We start from the raw sequence: 15,195 nt of genomic DNA on the forward strand, positions 1-15,195 counted from the left end.
GAGCTCGAGCACCAGCGCGACACCTACCAGCACTTCGACTATCCGGGTCGCTACAAGCAGGACCCGAGCGGCAAGGCCTTTGCCCTGCACCGGCTCGATGCCCTGCGCAATGATGCGGTGGCGGGCCAGGCTAAGTCCAACTGCGCCGCCTTGCAGCCGGGGCAGACGTTTGCACTCACCGAACACCCCAATGGCAGCCTCAACACCGACTGGCAAATCGTGCGTATCCAGCACACCGGCTTGCAGCCGCAGGCGCTGGAAGAGGAAGGCGGCAGCGGCCCGACCGTCTATCACAACGAATTCGGGGTGGTGAAAGCCAGCACCACCTGGCGGGCTCGCATCGGCAGCCCGGAGGCCCCTCACAAGCCGATGGTGGATGGCCCGCAAATCGCCATGGTGGTGGGTCCCGAAGGGGAGGAGATTTACTGCGACGAGCACGGCCGGGTGAAACTGCAATTCCCGTGGGACAGATATGGCAGCTCCAACGACCAGAGTTCCTGCTGGGTGCGGGTATCCCAGGGCTGGGCGGGCGGCCAATATGGCATGATGGCCATCCCGCGCATCGGCCACGAGGTCATTGTCTCATTCCTGGAGGGGGACCCGGACCAGCCCATCGTGACTGGTCGCACCTACCACGCTACCAATCGGCCGCCGTACGAGTTGCCGGCCAACAAGACCCGCACCGTGCTGCGCACCGAGACCCACCAGGGCGAGGGTTTCAACGAGCTGCGCTTTGAAGACCAGGCGGGGCAGGAAGAGATCTACATCCACGGTCAGAAAGACCTGAACGTGCTTATCGAAAATGATGCCGCCTGGCACATCAAGCACGACCAGCATACCGATATCGACAACGAGCGGGTCACCCGCATCAAGGCCAACGATCACCTGACGGTGGAGGGCGAGAAGCGCGACCAGATAAAAGCCGACTACTCGCTGACGGTGGATTCCAGCCTGCACCAGAAGCTGGGGCAGTCCCTGCTGGTGGAAGCCGGGCAGGAAGTGCATATCAAGGTGGGCGACAAGCTGGTGCTGGAGGCGGGTTCTGAAATAACCCTCAAGGGAGGCGGCAGCTTTGTGAAAGTGGATCCTAGGGAGGGTGCGAATAAGCACCCTCCACAACGAAACTGAAAAAATTAGTTTATTAAATTCAAATACTTACAAAGGCGCATTTTTATGTTTGGTGACTTATTCGCACCTTCCCTAAAGAAAAATACTGGAGTCAACTGGTTCAATCCCAAAGATATTGGATTAAGCTCAGAGATGCTCAGTGTTACGCGAGGGGAGCTTTTTTTGAAGGCAGTTCTATTGCTCAACTGATAGAAATTAAAAAATGCCTTATGAATGTAACAAAGGAAAGAGTGTTTTTTTTGAATAATGAGATTCAATTCATTCATGATTTACCTTGATAGGCAAGGCTGATGGCCAAGGACGGCTCTGCATCAGTTTTGTGCCCATCAGATGGTTGTGTAGCATATATTTACAAAGCAACATATTAGGCAAAAAATATAGAGGTAAGTGGCCTGTCCAAGTCGCTTCTTTAATTTTAACGGTAGTTATATTCAGTCCAGGCATCCATCATCGGGAGGCGTTGATCCAGTAAGTCCGTACGGTGGGAAAATCTGGGAACCCAATATTTTTGACTCTGCTAGATACTCAACCATTTACTCCGCAGGAGATGGGTGAAAAGTGGTATGGACGGCTTTGTCGAGATTGGCGAGGTTTTGTTGAGCAGAGTATTATAACTATAGAGTAACTTAAATGAATAAATATTTGGTCTTGGTTTATATTCTGTTTTCTTCTATTTGTCGTGCTGAAGATGTCGGCATAGACTATCGCTGCTTTGTTAGTACAGATGGTAAAATTAAAATGCGAATGATGTGGGCCTCCACTGCGGGTTGGGTTGGAGGATATGTTCAATATGGGAAAAGCAAAGATAAAATAACTATAGTTCAAGTGAATTATGAAGAAGAGACGAATGATGAAGGTCGACCATATGCTGTTAATAGTGACTGGGTTGAAATAATTGATGGCAAGGTAAGTGGACGGTATCACTTTGGTTACCAAGGTGCTAACTTTGACAATGTTTTTTATATAAATGCTAAAGGAAAGAAATTTTATTTTTCTCAGGCATTATAAAATTATGAGGATTGTTTTTGATTGCGGTGGTTGTGAAATACTGAGGCGCCTTATTCATCGGGTGTACAGATCTAGTTATCACCTGACGGCGTTGTTGCCCAAATCAACCATCAAGTCATCACTTCCCCAGCTCCGGGTGACAGTTACACTCGGGGCTTTCTGACTGGCAGGCCAGGGTATTCAGTTTGTTTATGGCGCTTACATACGCTATGACTTCCTCCACTTGGCCGTTGTAGTTACGCAGACTAATTTTCCCCGCCAGCAACTGCTTGAACCGATATTACCTAGTAGGCATTGATAATAGTGAGTGAAAATTTGTGAGGTCATAATGAGGAGGTATGGTTTTTTCATTTTAAATTTAATCTTTCCCACTTTGTTTGTGAGTGCAGCTGATTTTATTCAAGGGCCATATAGGATAAGTAATGATACAGCGAGCGTTAAAATCGAGAAAAATGATGACATAAACTGCCCATTATCTATGGTTATATATGATAAATCATCACATTATGAGTTGGATAAAATATGTGAGAACGGCGATTACCCGAATCTCAGGAGCGTTTTTTTCTTTACTCTGAAAGGTGTTAATCATATAGGAACTATAGTTTCATGGCATAATAAGCATCAGGCAGAAGGGATTGATGAGACAAATTTTGAAGTTAAGATTTATAAAAATAACGCTGGTGGAGAATATACTGTTGATAAGGTAAAGACTTTGGATCCAGTTTTAAGTGGCACAGAGGATGGGGCTGGTGATGGAACATATAAGTTTAACAATGCAATATCGGTAAAGAAGTATATGAAAGAAAGATATGGTTAAGAGTTTGGCAAGGTGCGATAGACATCCTGTGAGAATATGGGGGGGCACACCTTTTTCATAGCTGTTTAGCTGCATGTCAAAGAGTATTGCTGGCAGCTGGTAAGCTGGTAGTAGCATGCACAAATATAGTTACCACCTGATGCCGGTCTCAAACCGGTGTCTTGCTTACACCACTCTAAGAGCGCACCTTCTTCGGTACCAATTTCAGAGCCTTCTTGAGCATGCAATAAGGGGGCCTGTCCCTCCATCATTAGGCCCTGACAAGATCACTGTTTGTTGTAGTGTCCAGGTAGCTGTTCGGGTCTGTTTGAATCCTCCTGGTCGGTTCGTCCGGGTAGCGCTGATCGAGCAGGCGACTTTGCTCGTCATTGAGCACAATCGTCTGTTCTTGGTGGTTTTCTCGAGGCGCAACAAACGTCGTATCTGGAGTGCAGGTCGTGACATTGCCATTAGGCCACACACACCACCCGTACCGGCACTAATGCCTCCTTTGAGACCCATTAAAGACATTTTGCCAGCAACCATCAGGACGTAAGAAGAGAGGGTTATTTCTACTGGATTTAAACAGATAGGATTGAATGTTTTCTGAAAGGAGATAATGGGGTGGCTGATGGGGCTCGAACCCACGACAACCGGAATCACAATCCGGGACTCTACCAACTGAGCTACAGCCACCACTGAAGATATCCATCAATGCCCTGCATCGGAGAGATGCATGTCATCAATGGCGCGCCCTGCAGGATTCGAACCTGCGACCCACGGCTTAGAAGGCCGTACCTGTTAATAGAGTTAAAATGTCATCAGAATACGTCAAACATCAAATAAATATAATACTTTAAAATCAATGTCTTATTGCCGTTAAGTCTGTCTAGGTTAGCTGAGGAAATTTTATGTTGCCAAAATTAGCACTTCAGGCTTCTGCATTTTTAGTTGTTTTTTTGATCTAAAATGGATCATTCACTCGCTCGTACGCAAAAAAAATGAGCCTCGATAGAGGCTCATTTGGGGCGATGCAAGAGGCATTTGTCACATTGGTCAATTATCGTTTTAAGCGTTGCGCTTTCGAACTGAGTCCACCCAAAATTGAATCTGCAATCTCAGTGGGAAATGTATCAGGCAATTGCTGACGAACGATTGATATTACCTCATCCAGATTATCCGTCAGTTCGCTGATGATTTTTTCCATCTGCACTTGTTCAAAACCAATCGCCTTGGCCGTTTGATAAAAATGGCGAGGAAATATCTGCTCTATCGCGTATTTTTTGCCCTTGGTTGCAGTAAGCCCCATGGCCAACTTGGCATCACGGGGATGTAATCCTTTACCACCAAATGCAGGATACATGGAAAGGATGTCGTAAAACGGTGTAAGCCGGAAACGCCCTTCAGGTTCGATAAACACCGAGAAATTCTTGGCATGGCCATCAGTGGCAGCCAGCAGCCAGAACAACACCTGAGACTTCATAAACAGGTACCGATCCTGCTCCGGCGTGGCCGATCCCAGCAGGGTCGTCATGATGTCAGCAATGCCCGGTCCACCATGGCTCTCGTACTTGCGTGCTGACGGTACATTCAACACCTGGCAGAAGTCCTCTTGGGGCAGGCGCATGATCCAACTGCGATCCGTGGCGTAGCGCCGATCGAAGCGTTCCACCGCCAGAGCCTTGACCTTGCCGACCTGCATGATGAAGCAATGGGGAACCGGAAGACCCAATGCTTTGGCGATCAGGGTGCAGAGATATTCGTTTTCTACGCTCTGGGAGAGGTCTATCGAGTAGGAGTGGCTTTCGATCTTGCCAATGGGCAGCTTGATAATGTGGGTGGTTGGGGTCGCTGCATGCGGTAGTAAGCACCAACGGTTGTCGAGGTAGAGTAACGCGGTCTTTTCCTGAGCCCCGGCGATGGATATCCGAAAATCGTCCTCTTCCCTCACCATACCAAGCGGGATCCCTTGCTGGTAGCTGGTCATGATCTGCTCCAGTTCGGCGTCAGAGAGCGGCTTGCACTCAATGCGCTTAACGTCTGGCACAGGTCTGCCCTGAGCCACCAGTTGCAATGCCCCCACGCTGTCCTGGCCAATACAACTGAGCAGATCAAAGGGTTGGGTGGAATCGGCTTGATAGCGCGCCACCACCCGGTTTCTTACTTCCGGGTTATCTGGCAGCAGATTATCGAAGAAGTTATAGGCCTCATCGCCCTGGTAGCGCTGCTGGCGTAATGGCATGGAGAGCGAGATGGGGCGGCTGCCTGGCAACTTCACCCACGATTCATCGTACTGAAATTGGTGAGCACCATTGGTCGCCTTGGTAAAGGTACCTACCCGGTATCCGTTCATGTAGACCGTCAGGCTGGCCATTACCACTCCTCCTTCCAGCCAGGCGTGGCGTTTTCCGCAGGATCGGTGCGGGGCCTGATATCGAGGGAGAGTTCCAGTGCGGCGAGGATCTTGAACAAGGTCTCCAGCTTGGTTGACTCGGGATTGAGCTCGAAGCTGGACACCGTGTCCTGCCTGATCCCCACCTTGCCGGCCACTTTGCCTTGGGAGAGCTTTTGCGAAAGCCTGGCATCCTTGAGACAGGCACTAAGTTGCTTGGCGCTGGTTACTTTCATGATTTGACTTACCTGGTAGCGTAATTTCTTTTAATTTACACGCTGTGGCAGGTATATCAATATTTACCTGCTTTAGGCGGTAAATGTTTTTCACACGCTAAAGGCGGTATTTAACCTTGATCCTCAGGTATGGGTGTCGCACTTTCGATTCAAGGGGCCATTAAAACAAGGTGTAACGAGTTTCAGCAGGAGTGCACTGGGGTTGGCGCAACAAAAGCCAAGGCGGCGATGGTGCGTCGGTTGATCGTCTCTGTCAGTGAGTCCATGATTGTTGCGATCGCTTCACGGGAGCTCACAAGTTCGCACCCGCGTTCGCTTCTTTAAATACCTTCTTGAATTGATGAGCACGAAATTTTGCCAATCTAGCCGAGGTTTCTCGGGAAAATTTGCAAATGCAGTGATGGTGTCATACCAAGCAGCCACCTCCATTGAAGATCTAAACTGGACAGGTCCCCAGTGTTATCGAAAACGGGGGGGCGCAACCAACAAGGTAACTCTGACATGTTGAAACCCATTCTGGTACAGCTCCGAGAGGCCTTGGCCGAGCTGCCCTACTTCACCCATATCGACAACCAGCATGACTACGAAAGTGCGCTGGCACTGATAGATGAGCTGGTGGATGACTACGATAACAACGTCCAGCTGTTAGACCTGCTGGCGGCCAGCATTGAGCGTTGGGAAGATAATGCTGAAGAGTTTGCCGAGTTTAACCGGCGGGTGGCGGCCATCCCTGCGTCATCATCGACATGAACCACTAGGCTAACGTCTTGCCGCCGGGCGCAGCCTACCGCATGAAGTCCGAGCACGACAACAAGCTGCTGATGGATCTTCGATCCAAAAATCGGATGGTTGCACACACTCCAGGGTGGTCAAAATTGGACGCTGAAAACCCCGGATGGATGAGTCAGACAGGAATGCCGCCTGACGGCCTTTGCTTTTCAGTGGTTCGTCTCCATCGGAAGCGCCCAAGTGAATTCCCCTTTATTACTACACCGGGGCCCAGATCAGCAGGCGCTGCCAGTTCGCTCACACAATGAGGGGAGGAGGGCCATGACACGACTAATGCTGCGATGACAATAAGGGGCATCGTAGCGTTGATCTCCAGCCCGCGCTTGATCAACGTTGATTTGCAAGAGCTGAGGGTAGTGATGGCAAGGATGGGATTCTAAATCATAGGTCCTCCAGGTTGACGCTGACGAACTCCGACCGTTTGACTCGCTCATCGACAATACGGTTCAGCTCGGCATCTTCGGCCAGTTCCAGATAGTAGGCGTAGAGCTCAGGCGGCACACAATAGAATGCTGGCTCGTTACGATAGAGGATGGCGACGGCATCGCCTTTTCCCTCTTTGATGGTCCCCATTGGATTGCGTCTGAGCTCTGTGATATTGGCAGTGGTGGCTGCCAGGCTTTGGTAACTCATGATGATGTCCTCGGCATAGAGCACCGCACTATGGAATACCTTAATAGATACTCAACTCGACGATTGTCACAGTATCAATCAGCGCCCATGTTGCGCTTTCCACGCGATAAACTCCGAGGGCCGTAAACCATAGCGTGCCAGAACACCTTCATGCAGCCTTCGCAACTCTTCAACAATCAGTGCCTGTACGGCCGATCGCTCTTGCTGCGGGACGTTCTCTGACACCGCTTGTTCAATGGTGCTGAGTGGATCAAGTTGGATCGACGTGACGACCCCACGGACAGTCTGTTTGATAAGATCCCGCCATGCTAGGCGAAGTGGGTCAGGTTCGGCGAGATCCCGCTTGATGGCAAGATATTCTTGGGTTGAACGTTCATAAGCCCACACGTACAGGTCGCGTAGCAGTTCGATGCGGGCCATTTCGTACACACCGAGGGTGGCGCGGCTGTAGGCCTGTTCTGGTACATCGAGGAAGGTGAGCGGGCAGAGGTTGCCACGAAACAGGGGGAGATTCGCGGCTAGGCGGGAAGTGCGTTTATTGATGTCGGCAAAAGGTTGTAGGTAGGGCAAGTGCACCATCATGAAAAACGATTGTTCAAACGGATCGTGGATCTGATTGGCTTTGCTCAGCACCTCGTCCAGCACCTCTTCGATTTGTTGTGCCGTGGATAACGGGCGATAGATACTTTTACTGATGTCGACAGCATGTTGGCGAATGCGCCCCTCATCGGCAGGGTTGGGTAGCAAGTTTTCCGCCAGGGCGCTGTGCAAGTTCATCAGGGTGTAGCGGTTAAATTCGGCACTGTCGATGTTTTCGACCAGTAACTCGATCGCGGTTTTATGGTTCAGGATCATCTGCGTTTCGATGGCTCCCTTACCCCGCGCGGCCTTGCCGTGCTCGATAAGTTCACGGGTGTCTAGCCTGCTATAGGTATTACCTTCCAGGTGGCTCGATGCCCATGATAAGTCGATCAACAAACGGTTCAGGATCGCTCGACTGTATGTGCCGGCAGGCTCATCGATGTCTGTGGTCTTGCCCATGTTGTGCAACTGACGGCGCAGTGATTCGGACAGGTAACAGGTTTCGTTGGGATGATATGCCTGCAAGAAATCATGCTGATAGCCCACGGGCTTGCGGGCTGGGAGGGGCTGGTCGATATAGGCAAGGATATCCAGGCTGTCGGCAGAGAGTGGGATGAACGCGGGGAAACTGTCCACCTTGGCTATCCGGGGCTCGGTATGGCTCTCGGAGTCAGCATGATAGCGGCGAGCCCGTCCTTCGCCTTGGGCTGTGATGTGGCCGCTTTCAATCAGCTTGGCTATCAGGCGCTGTGCGGTGCGTCTGGCTATGCTCGGGTGGCGGCCCAGCAGTTCAGCCAGCGTCAATCCGCTTTCGGATCCCCTGATAGTCTCTAGTAGGTCTGTGGTCGCTGACATCGTGTTTGTTGGCGCGTTTTCATATATATGGCGCCATTTTGGCGCAGTTAACTAAACTGCGCCAGTTTTAGTGGCAAGTTTGGCGCAGTTTTGCGGTGGCTTCATAGGTTAACGTTTGGGGTTTGAAAGAGTCCTGCATCGTTGATGGTATGGTTTAGATGGGCTAGTTTAAAGGCGCAATGATACAGGGAGCCGCCTCGCCATGTCCTACGCTGCTTATCGTTCTGTTCGCCAGATCCGCCAACCGAAGGGGCTGATGGCCTCGCTGGCCTTGCCCCAGGAGCTTGTGGGGGCGCATCATCTCATTGTGGCTGGAATGGCTCCCTCCATCGTCAATGAACTGGCTGCGTTGCTGGGCTGCGACGTCAAGATAGTCTGCCAGCTGGTTGGCATTGACCGCTCGACGGTGACACGCAAGCGCACTGCGGCGGCCCTGCTGTCCCGCGCTCAGAGTGCCCGTATCTATTCATTCGTTAGTGTGATGGAGGCTGCGGAGTCGCTGTTCGAGGGGGACAGGGGGAAGGCGCTTGAGTGGTTGAACAAACCTGCCCGGGCGCTGGGAGGAAACCCTCCTGCTACTTTCCTGACGACCGCTGTCGGAGCTCAGGCAGTTATCGATCTCATCGGCCAGATTGAGCATGGCGTCGTCGTTTGATGGCGACCTATCTCGCTGAAGGCGTTACCGCTCGACAGCGGTGTCCAGCATGTGCAGGAGAAAGCCAAGTATTGTTCAATTGACGTCACCCGAGTCAGTCACATTCCCCCTTGCATATCGGCTAAATGATCCCGCTCCCTCGACGATTACCCACTTGGTGAATTGCATCTCCATTCCTGACTTCATTCACAGTACCTGCCTGCGGTAGGCCTGCCATGCGCAGGTTCAGAGGTTCGGTGTGTGGCTGAATCGGTTTATCGCTAAGGAACTGTTTGAAAACAAAATACATTTTTATGTAATGTGTTAGTAACGGGTGATACACGGGGTTTACATGAGGACGAAGGAGTCAGGGAACTATCAGATCCATCCGGCGTTAGTCGCGTTTCGTGAGGCGTGGTTGGAGTTGGGCTTCAAGACTGGGCTGCCGATTGCCGATCAATTCCATACGCTCTGGGAGTCAGCCATTATTCTCTATCGTCCCTTGTCGTCAGGCGATGATGTGGGCAGTGCGCTTATGATCGTAGGGCCATTGTTGCCAGTATTGTCTTGGCCGTCGCCAATCAAACCGCCGCCTGGGCAACGATTGATCCCCTGCGGGCTGAATGATGGTGAGGTCGAGCAGCATCTGGCCGGGGAGTGGCTGAGGTTGATGACGCTGTTAGGGGAGCCCCGTCTCATCGAATGCAGCCGACGAATTTTCAATCGCGTTCTGACAGACGAGCAGCGTCTTAACTGGTTTCAGAAGAAGCGGTTGTCTCAAGACTATTGGGCCAAGGTGTGCGGGTTGTCCCGGGAACAGCTGGCGCATGCTCAGGAGGCGCTGAGCAAGTCCCGGCAAAAAGACAAAAAGAACGGGATGGTATCGGTGCCCGAACCTAACTTCTTCTTGCAGAGGTTAGCCGATGAGTGATGACCTTTCGCAGGAGCAGGCAGTGGAGGGTCTTGACGCTGAACCCGCCCGTTCCCTTACCCGACAGCTGGTGTTTCCGGAGGCGTTGGCCGAGTGGCACCGGCAAATCCTTGAATCGTTGCAAGCCTGCTGTCAGGGGATCCTGGGATTGGATCCAACACTGACCGCGTTGTTGGCCGCCGAGCTGCAGTGGATCGATTCTGTCTCATCCAAAGAGATGCTGCCCCCATCGCCACTCTCTGCCATGCAAATGCGTGAGCGGTTGAGTAAAGATCGGAGACTCAGCCAATTCTATCTCGTTGACGCCATCTTGGCGGAATTGCGTAGTGGCCATAGCCTCAACGGTGAGCTATTTGCTCAGCTCAAGTCCGTGACGATCCTGGCCGTCTTGGCGTTATCACATATCAATTTTTCTCAGGGTATTGCCGAGCGGGACCAAACGGTCGAAGAGGCGCTGCGCAACGTCAGGCTGATGGCGAACAATCAACGTGAGGTGATGATTAAGGCCCTGTCTGAGGTCGATTTTACGCAGCCGATACTGACGCTATTGCAAGCCATCAAGATCCAGAGAGAGCAATATGCCAATAACAAGCAGGTGAGCGTCAATACAGGGGCCTTGGAGGCCCTACTGAGCCGACTCTATAAGGCGCGAGCCAAAGAGATCAAAACGGGTACCCGGTCAACCGGCGAACGCCAGCGGTTCCAACTGGAGGCGCGTTATCAAGAGCAGCTCGACGAGCAGACCCAAATCCTGTTGCTACGGGAGGTTCTGCTGCAGCGCGGCAAAGTCAAACTGACCGAGTGGGAGGGTGAAGAGGAGCGAGGAACCCTCCCTGAGCAGCAGACGCTGCTGGTGTCCTCTCAGCCACAGGGGTTGATGGATATTCAGGCGAGGGTTTTGCAAAGCGCCTCGGTAGCGCTCTCCATGTCGATGCGTCATCTGCAGTTGCCGGCCAACCTTTGGATTGCCACAGCGTCACAGATCACACGCCTCGTCGATGCCTTGATGCCTCAGGCGGTCGATGAAACGGCGTTGCCGGCGCTGTCGATCCTGCTGCAACTGGTGATGGGCACGAGTAGCGAGGACTTGCACAAGCTGCCGGTCTGGCCGAGTACTGAGATTAAATTGCCTGCTCCTGGCTCTCGATTTGCCGATGACGACGGACCCTCAAAGAATGCCAGTGGTATTTGGCGGCTTCCTCATGGGGCGTATCTACAACGCTATGTAGAGGTTGCCCACAGCCGAGTGCATAGGAAATTGCACTCTTTTTTGCCAAAGAGCGACTTATTCTTGCAGCTACCTTTGCCAAAATGGGCCACTCATTTATTGGTTGGACACGGTTGGAGGACATTGAGTAGTAGCGCGCAGGTGGATTGTTTAGCGCGAGCAAATGAGCGAGCTGGCACGGCCTTGACCATGCGACAGCTGCAAAACTACCAGCGTGCTTGGTTGCAAAGAGAGGGGATTGATAGCGCCATTGCCGGTATCCTGCGTGGCAAGGCGGCTCAGCAATGTTCCCCTATGGCCTACAGTCATGTGCCACGTAAAGACGTGTTGCAGATCTGGTGCCGTTATTTGGCCTCCATGGGGATGACCGCGGTGGTGCTGGCACCGGAATTAGAACAAGGAGCTGTCGGATCACGCCTCTATCCTAGCGTTGGCGAGCTTGCTCGACTCCTAGGAAATTATCAGCAGTACCTCTGTGCACGACTCAGTGGGTCACGGCAGCAGCGTCCAACGCTGACGCAATATCATAACCTCCTCGTGCGCCACAGTTTGTTGATCCTCCATCTTTCTACTGCCGCCAGGCCCGTGACGGAGATGTACGGCAGGCGTGGCGATTACTGCCTCATCAGTCGCTTTATCCGGCTGACAGACAAAGAGGGACGATCTGTGAGCTCGGCCAGGTTGGTGCCATTGTCAGCGTTGGCAGTGCAGCAACTGCAAGCCTGGGAGCGCTATTTGACATATTTGGCATGTCAGCGTGAGCCGCTGCTGGCGCCGTTAGTGTCGGCGGCGGAGCAAGCATTGAGTGGAGCTGGAGCGCTCCTGTTCTGGGCGGTCGAGGCCAAAGATGGCAGCCTGGAAGGCACAGAAATCGTCACCCCAAATTCGATGATGAGGCAGTTCGAAAATCTGTTGCCCCTGGCGCCAAACTGGCATCGCCATTCGGTGCGCAGCCACCTGCTGGAGCAAGGCGTGGCCACCGAGTTTATCGATGCGCTGCTTGGTCATGAGGAGATGGGGACAGAGTTCACAAACCAGTACAGTAGTGCGGCGTTGAGCGATCTATTTACCCTGACGGACGTGCTGGACAAATGGCATCAAACCCTCGGGTTGAAGGTGATGGGCGAATGGACAATCCACTGATCGATTGGCGTGAACAGCTTCGAAAGGAAGATGAGCGTGCAGCGAACGTTCTTCGGTCTGGTCGGGCTATGCGTCGGGATCGTCTCAAACGTGCTCAGGTGCAAATAGAGCGTCGAGCACTGGATGCGCTGTTGCAACATTTGCCCGGCCTATTCAAGGAGCCAGCCGATGTCCGAGGGTTTGAGTATCTGTGGCCATTGGCGATGAGCACGTTGACGGGCAAGTATAGGCGACAGTCTGAATTCAAGGCTGGGCTGCGAGCCATCCTGCTTTGCCTGCAGCAGGGCAATACCAGCGGGTATTGGCAGTTGCCGTTGCCGACAATCCCCCTGACGGTGCTTCGGCGCCCGCTACCTTACACTGAAAAGTGGTTTGACAAAGCGCAGCGCTGTAGTCAAGCGCTGCTGAACTGGCATAGACAGATCGAGGCCCGCGACACTAGCCTGATCGAAGCTGAAGATTTACTGGCCGACATTCTTCATAGCGCGGTGTTTTACTGCGGTGTACACCAGACGGCGATTTTGCACGCACTGATGCTGGCCATCGCTGAGCGGCGAAGATTATGCACGAATGGCTCAGTTGTTTGGTTGCCTTTGACGTTAGAGAGCAAGGCGTTGGCCACCAATGCGCACGATAGAGCAGGGAAGGGGGTTACCGAGCTCCAGATTTTCCTAAGCCTGCCGACTCTGGGGTTGGTACAGCGCTGGTATCGTCGGCGCGGCAAAACGTTTGAGCTTGCCGTTGAGCTCGACACATTCAGCTTATGGGCCCAGAGACATCTGACTGCACCCCTGCGCGGGATCAAAGAGTTTTGCCAAGGGGCGAGTCTGGTAACCGGTGGGCAAGCCGGGGTCCGCTGGCCACAGATCCTGACTCATGTGGCATCTGGGGCGTTACACAGTGTACCACTGCCTCATGAACACTGGCTTTCACTGCATCATCCGACGGTTGCGGATGGTCACCAAGTGGTGTGTTTGGCGCAGGAGGCGAGTACCGGATTAGTCGATAACCTGACGGCAGGCAGTTCCAAGCGTCGGCGCTACCATGGCGAAGACCACCCTTATTCATCCTTACTGGCTCGGTTGCGAACGGTGTTGGCGGAAAAGGAGAGCGCGACTCGCAAGCAGACGAAGGCAAGCTGCCTCGCAGGACTGAATCGGTTGCGCAATGAGCAGACCCTCAGCAAGTCAGAGCAGATCCTGGTCGGGTGGCTACATCAATGCATCGCAAAGAACAAAAACAAGCCTTCGACGCTGCGCAGTTACCTTAGTCGCGGTGGTCAGCAATGGCTTGTTCGGTGCTTTGATCATGATCTCGGCTTATGGGATGGCGATCGTTTTCTGAGCTGTTATCGAGCATTGCTGGAAGAGTATGGGGGGACTTCAAATCTGGTCGTCGACCCGGCGCTCTCTGGTGCGGTTGAACGGACGGACCTGGAAAGATCCTCCTCCGCAGAGCCGGAAAGTTCCTCTTCCGAGGCGCCCGTTAGCCAAAAGAATGCTGTCAGCTACATGGCTGCACGCTTGACCAGCCTGCACAGCTATGCGGTGGCGAGTTACCACTTGGCCCCATTGCCGGAGGAGCTGGTCCCGCGCGAGCGCCAGCGGCCCCATGTGCGTGCCACCTATCTCAGTGAACCTCTCTTTCGACAGTTGCTGCGTGGAATGGAGCGGATGACGCACACCTCATCGAGTTACCGAGAGTGTCTGAGCGCGTTATACATCGTGGCTTATCGTGCTGGACTGCGCTTGAGCGAGATCCAAAAGCTCAGGTTGAAAGATATCGAACGCAGTCCAGAGTGCTGGCTATATATTCGCGATACCCGGCTTGATGATGGCAAGAGTGACAGTGCCACCCGCAAGATCCCCCTGGGGGTCTTGCTGACCCCGGAAGAGCGTACTCGATTGGATGCGTACTTGTCTGGGTTATGGCCGCGAAAGGCGAAAAACGCGAACGCGCTGGCGTTTCCCTCACAGAGCGGTTGGTTGATACCGATGTCGGATGAAGAGATCAGGGGGCCGTTAACCAGTATCCTTCGGCAGGTTGGTGGGAAATACTATACCTTCCATCATCTGCGGCATACGGCATTGAGCCGCCTGCAACTGCTGCTACATCACGAAGCTCTGGCACTGCACAGTTTGCCAGGGTGGGCACATTTCCTGCCTTGGTCGGCCGCACAGTGTACCGCTATCTACCAGACCATCACACACTCATCCACTCAGGGGGATTATTGGGCGCTGGCCCAGTTTGCTGGCCATCAGAGCCCGGAGACGACGTTGCACTCATATTTGCATTTTACCCACTGGGTCAATGCAGCGTGTCTGTTGCAGGCCAAGTACGACTGGTCTTTGTCACTGCGACACCACTTCACCGGGCTGTCTCGTGCAAAGCTCACACAGAACGACTGGTTGGAGGGGCCCTTGACATGGCAGCGCTGCCGGGAGGCCCTGCTCCAGTCGCTTTCGCCTTATCTTCAACAGGTCTCCTGGGTCCTGATGGAGTGTGCACCTTACCCTCCCTTGGTTAAACACAAGCTGGATTTTGATGCCGCTCTGGAGCTGATCGCACGGTTCGCACGACATGAAGATATCACCGATCAACTCAATCGTTATCAACTCACACCCGCTATGGTCGATGAGTTAGTTGAAAAAATTCATTTACTTAAAGCATTTAAGACTCAGCGGGGAGCACAGCGATTGCTCTACTCAACGTCACATCATCTGAATTTGCTTCCTGGAGCCTTGCGCAGTCATAAGGAGCAAGTCGAACTCCGTAAAGTGGTTAAACTGGCTCGCCAGGTCTATCGCGAGCAACGAGCGGCTTTCATCGAATGGATTGGC

The 15,195-nt window shown here is 52.8% G+C and carries 12 protein-coding genes, 1 tRNA gene and 2 pseudogenes; 9 read left to right on the top strand and 6 right to left on the bottom strand.

Going from position 1 to position 15,195, the window contains the following annotated elements; genetic code table 11:
• The 3 genes and pseudogenes from tssI to PG881_RS23025 form a co-directional block, all read left to right on the top strand.
• Nucleotides 1-1,086, top strand: a pseudogene (tssI, locus tag PG881_RS23020) (type VI secretion system tip protein TssI/VgrG); the annotation flags it as partial.
• A gap of 101 nt (nucleotides 1,087-1,187) precedes the next feature.
• Entirely contained in the window at nucleotides 1,188-1,406 is a 219-nt protein-coding gene (locus PG881_RS24085; protein ID WP_442866406.1) for a lysozyme inhibitor LprI family protein, read from the top strand.
• A 352-nt stretch (nucleotides 1,407-1,758) separates the two neighbouring features.
• Nucleotides 1,759-2,136 carry a hypothetical protein gene (locus tag PG881_RS23025; RefSeq protein WP_270803167.1) on the top strand — a complete coding sequence of 126 codons (378 nt, stop codon included), beginning with the start codon at nucleotides 1,759-1,761 and terminating at the stop codon, nucleotides 2,134-2,136.
• A 143-nt stretch (nucleotides 2,137-2,279) separates the two neighbouring features.
• Here the strand turns inward: PG881_RS23025 and PG881_RS23030 are convergent.
• Nucleotides 2,280-2,416, bottom strand: a pseudogene (locus PG881_RS23030) (IS5/IS1182 family transposase); the annotation flags it as partial.
• A gap of 27 nt (nucleotides 2,417-2,443) precedes the next feature.
• On the opposite strand from PG881_RS23030, the gene PG881_RS23035 reads away from it, so the two are divergent.
• Nucleotides 2,444-2,953 (top strand): hypothetical protein, encoded by a 510-nt coding sequence (locus tag PG881_RS23035; protein WP_158197480.1) that lies wholly within the window; start codon nucleotides 2,444-2,446, stop codon nucleotides 2,951-2,953.
• 599 nt (nucleotides 2,954-3,552) lie between these two features.
• Here the strand turns inward: PG881_RS23035 and PG881_RS23040 are convergent.
• The 3 genes from PG881_RS23040 to PG881_RS23050 form a co-directional block, all read right to left on the bottom strand.
• A tRNA-His gene (locus tag PG881_RS23040) sits at nucleotides 3,553-3,628 on the bottom strand.
• A gap of 364 nt (nucleotides 3,629-3,992) precedes the next feature.
• Nucleotides 3,993-5,306, bottom strand: coding sequence for a type II toxin-antitoxin system HipA family toxin (locus PG881_RS23045; protein WP_270803171.1), 1,314 nt, complete (start codon nucleotides 5,304-5,306; stop codon nucleotides 3,993-3,995).
• Nucleotides 5,306-5,560 carry a helix-turn-helix domain-containing protein gene (locus PG881_RS23050; RefSeq protein ID WP_005329233.1) on the bottom strand — a complete coding sequence of 85 codons (255 nt, stop codon included), beginning with the start codon at nucleotides 5,558-5,560 and terminating at the stop codon, nucleotides 5,306-5,308. The genes PG881_RS23045 and PG881_RS23050 overlap by 1 nt, the downstream gene beginning before the upstream one ends.
• A gap of 501 nt (nucleotides 5,561-6,061) precedes the next feature.
• On the opposite strand from PG881_RS23050, the gene PG881_RS23055 reads away from it, so the two are divergent.
• Entirely contained in the window at nucleotides 6,062-6,310 is a 249-nt protein-coding gene (locus PG881_RS23055) for a hypothetical protein (protein ID WP_010674978.1), read from the top strand.
• A 420-nt stretch (nucleotides 6,311-6,730) separates the two neighbouring features.
• Here the strand turns inward: PG881_RS23055 and PG881_RS23060 are convergent, their stop codons facing one another.
• The gene (locus PG881_RS23060) at nucleotides 6,731-6,982 is read right to left on the bottom strand and encodes a type II toxin-antitoxin system Phd/YefM family antitoxin (protein ID WP_010674977.1); all 252 of its coding nucleotides are present in this window, start codon (nucleotides 6,980-6,982) and stop codon (nucleotides 6,731-6,733) included.
• Between the two features lie 78 nt (nucleotides 6,983-7,060).
• Nucleotides 7,061-8,368 (bottom strand): Fic family protein, encoded by a 1,308-nt coding sequence (locus PG881_RS23065; protein WP_021140687.1) that lies wholly within the window; start codon nucleotides 8,366-8,368, stop codon nucleotides 7,061-7,063.
• Nucleotides 8,369-8,621: 253 nt separating this feature from the next.
• Between PG881_RS23065 and parS the strand changes: the two genes are divergently transcribed.
• From parS to PG881_RS23085, 4 genes are all read left to right on the top strand, one after another.
• On the top strand, nucleotides 8,622-9,074 hold the full coding sequence (gene parS, locus PG881_RS23070) for a type II RES/Xre toxin-antitoxin system antitoxin (protein WP_021140686.1): 453 nt from the start codon (nucleotides 8,622-8,624) through the stop codon (nucleotides 9,072-9,074).
• A 331-nt stretch (nucleotides 9,075-9,405) separates the two neighbouring features.
• Nucleotides 9,406-9,984, top strand: a complete 579-nt coding sequence (locus tag PG881_RS23075; protein WP_021140685.1) for a hypothetical protein — start codon at nucleotides 9,406-9,408, stop codon at nucleotides 9,982-9,984.
• Entirely contained in the window at nucleotides 9,977-12,355 is a 2,379-nt protein-coding gene (locus PG881_RS23080; protein ID WP_043171236.1) for a site-specific integrase, read from the top strand. Before PG881_RS23075 ends, PG881_RS23080 begins: the two co-directional genes overlap by 8 nt.
• Nucleotides 12,340-15,195: tyrosine-type recombinase/integrase (locus PG881_RS23085; protein ID WP_270803179.1), on the top strand; the 2,856-nt coding region annotated here is incomplete at its 3' end. The genes PG881_RS23080 and PG881_RS23085, both read left to right, overlap by 16 nt.

The sequence above is a fragment of the Aeromonas sp. QDB54 genome, assembly GCF_027707385.1.
GTDB lineage: Bacteria > Pseudomonadota > Gammaproteobacteria > Enterobacterales > Aeromonadaceae > Aeromonas > Aeromonas hydrophila.

What these genes read in the sequence shown, in the direction of transcription:
- PG881_RS23045 (WP_270803171.1), bottom strand. Translation starts at nt 5,306, where the DNA reads ATGGCCAGCCTGACGGTCTACATGAACGGATACCGGGTAGGTACCTTT.
- PG881_RS23080 (WP_043171236.1), top strand. Translation starts at nt 9,977, where the DNA reads ATGAGTGATGACCTTTCGCAGGAGCAGGCAGTGGAGGGTCTTGACGCT.
- parS (WP_021140686.1), top strand. Translation starts at nt 8,622, where the DNA reads ATGTCCTACGCTGCTTATCGTTCTGTTCGCCAGATCCGCCAACCGAAG.
- PG881_RS23060 (WP_010674977.1), bottom strand. Translation starts at nt 6,982, where the DNA reads ATGAGTTACCAAAGCCTGGCAGCCACCACTGCCAATATCACAGAGCTC.
- PG881_RS23050 (WP_005329233.1), bottom strand. Translation starts at nt 5,560, where the DNA reads ATGAAAGTAACCAGCGCCAAGCAACTTAGTGCCTGTCTCAAGGATGCC.
- PG881_RS23055 (WP_010674978.1), top strand. Translation starts at nt 6,062, where the DNA reads ATGTTGAAACCCATTCTGGTACAGCTCCGAGAGGCCTTGGCCGAGCTG.
- PG881_RS23025 (WP_270803167.1), top strand. Translation starts at nt 1,759, where the DNA reads ATGAATAAATATTTGGTCTTGGTTTATATTCTGTTTTCTTCTATTTGT.
- PG881_RS23075 (WP_021140685.1), top strand. Translation starts at nt 9,406, where the DNA reads ATGAGGACGAAGGAGTCAGGGAACTATCAGATCCATCCGGCGTTAGTC.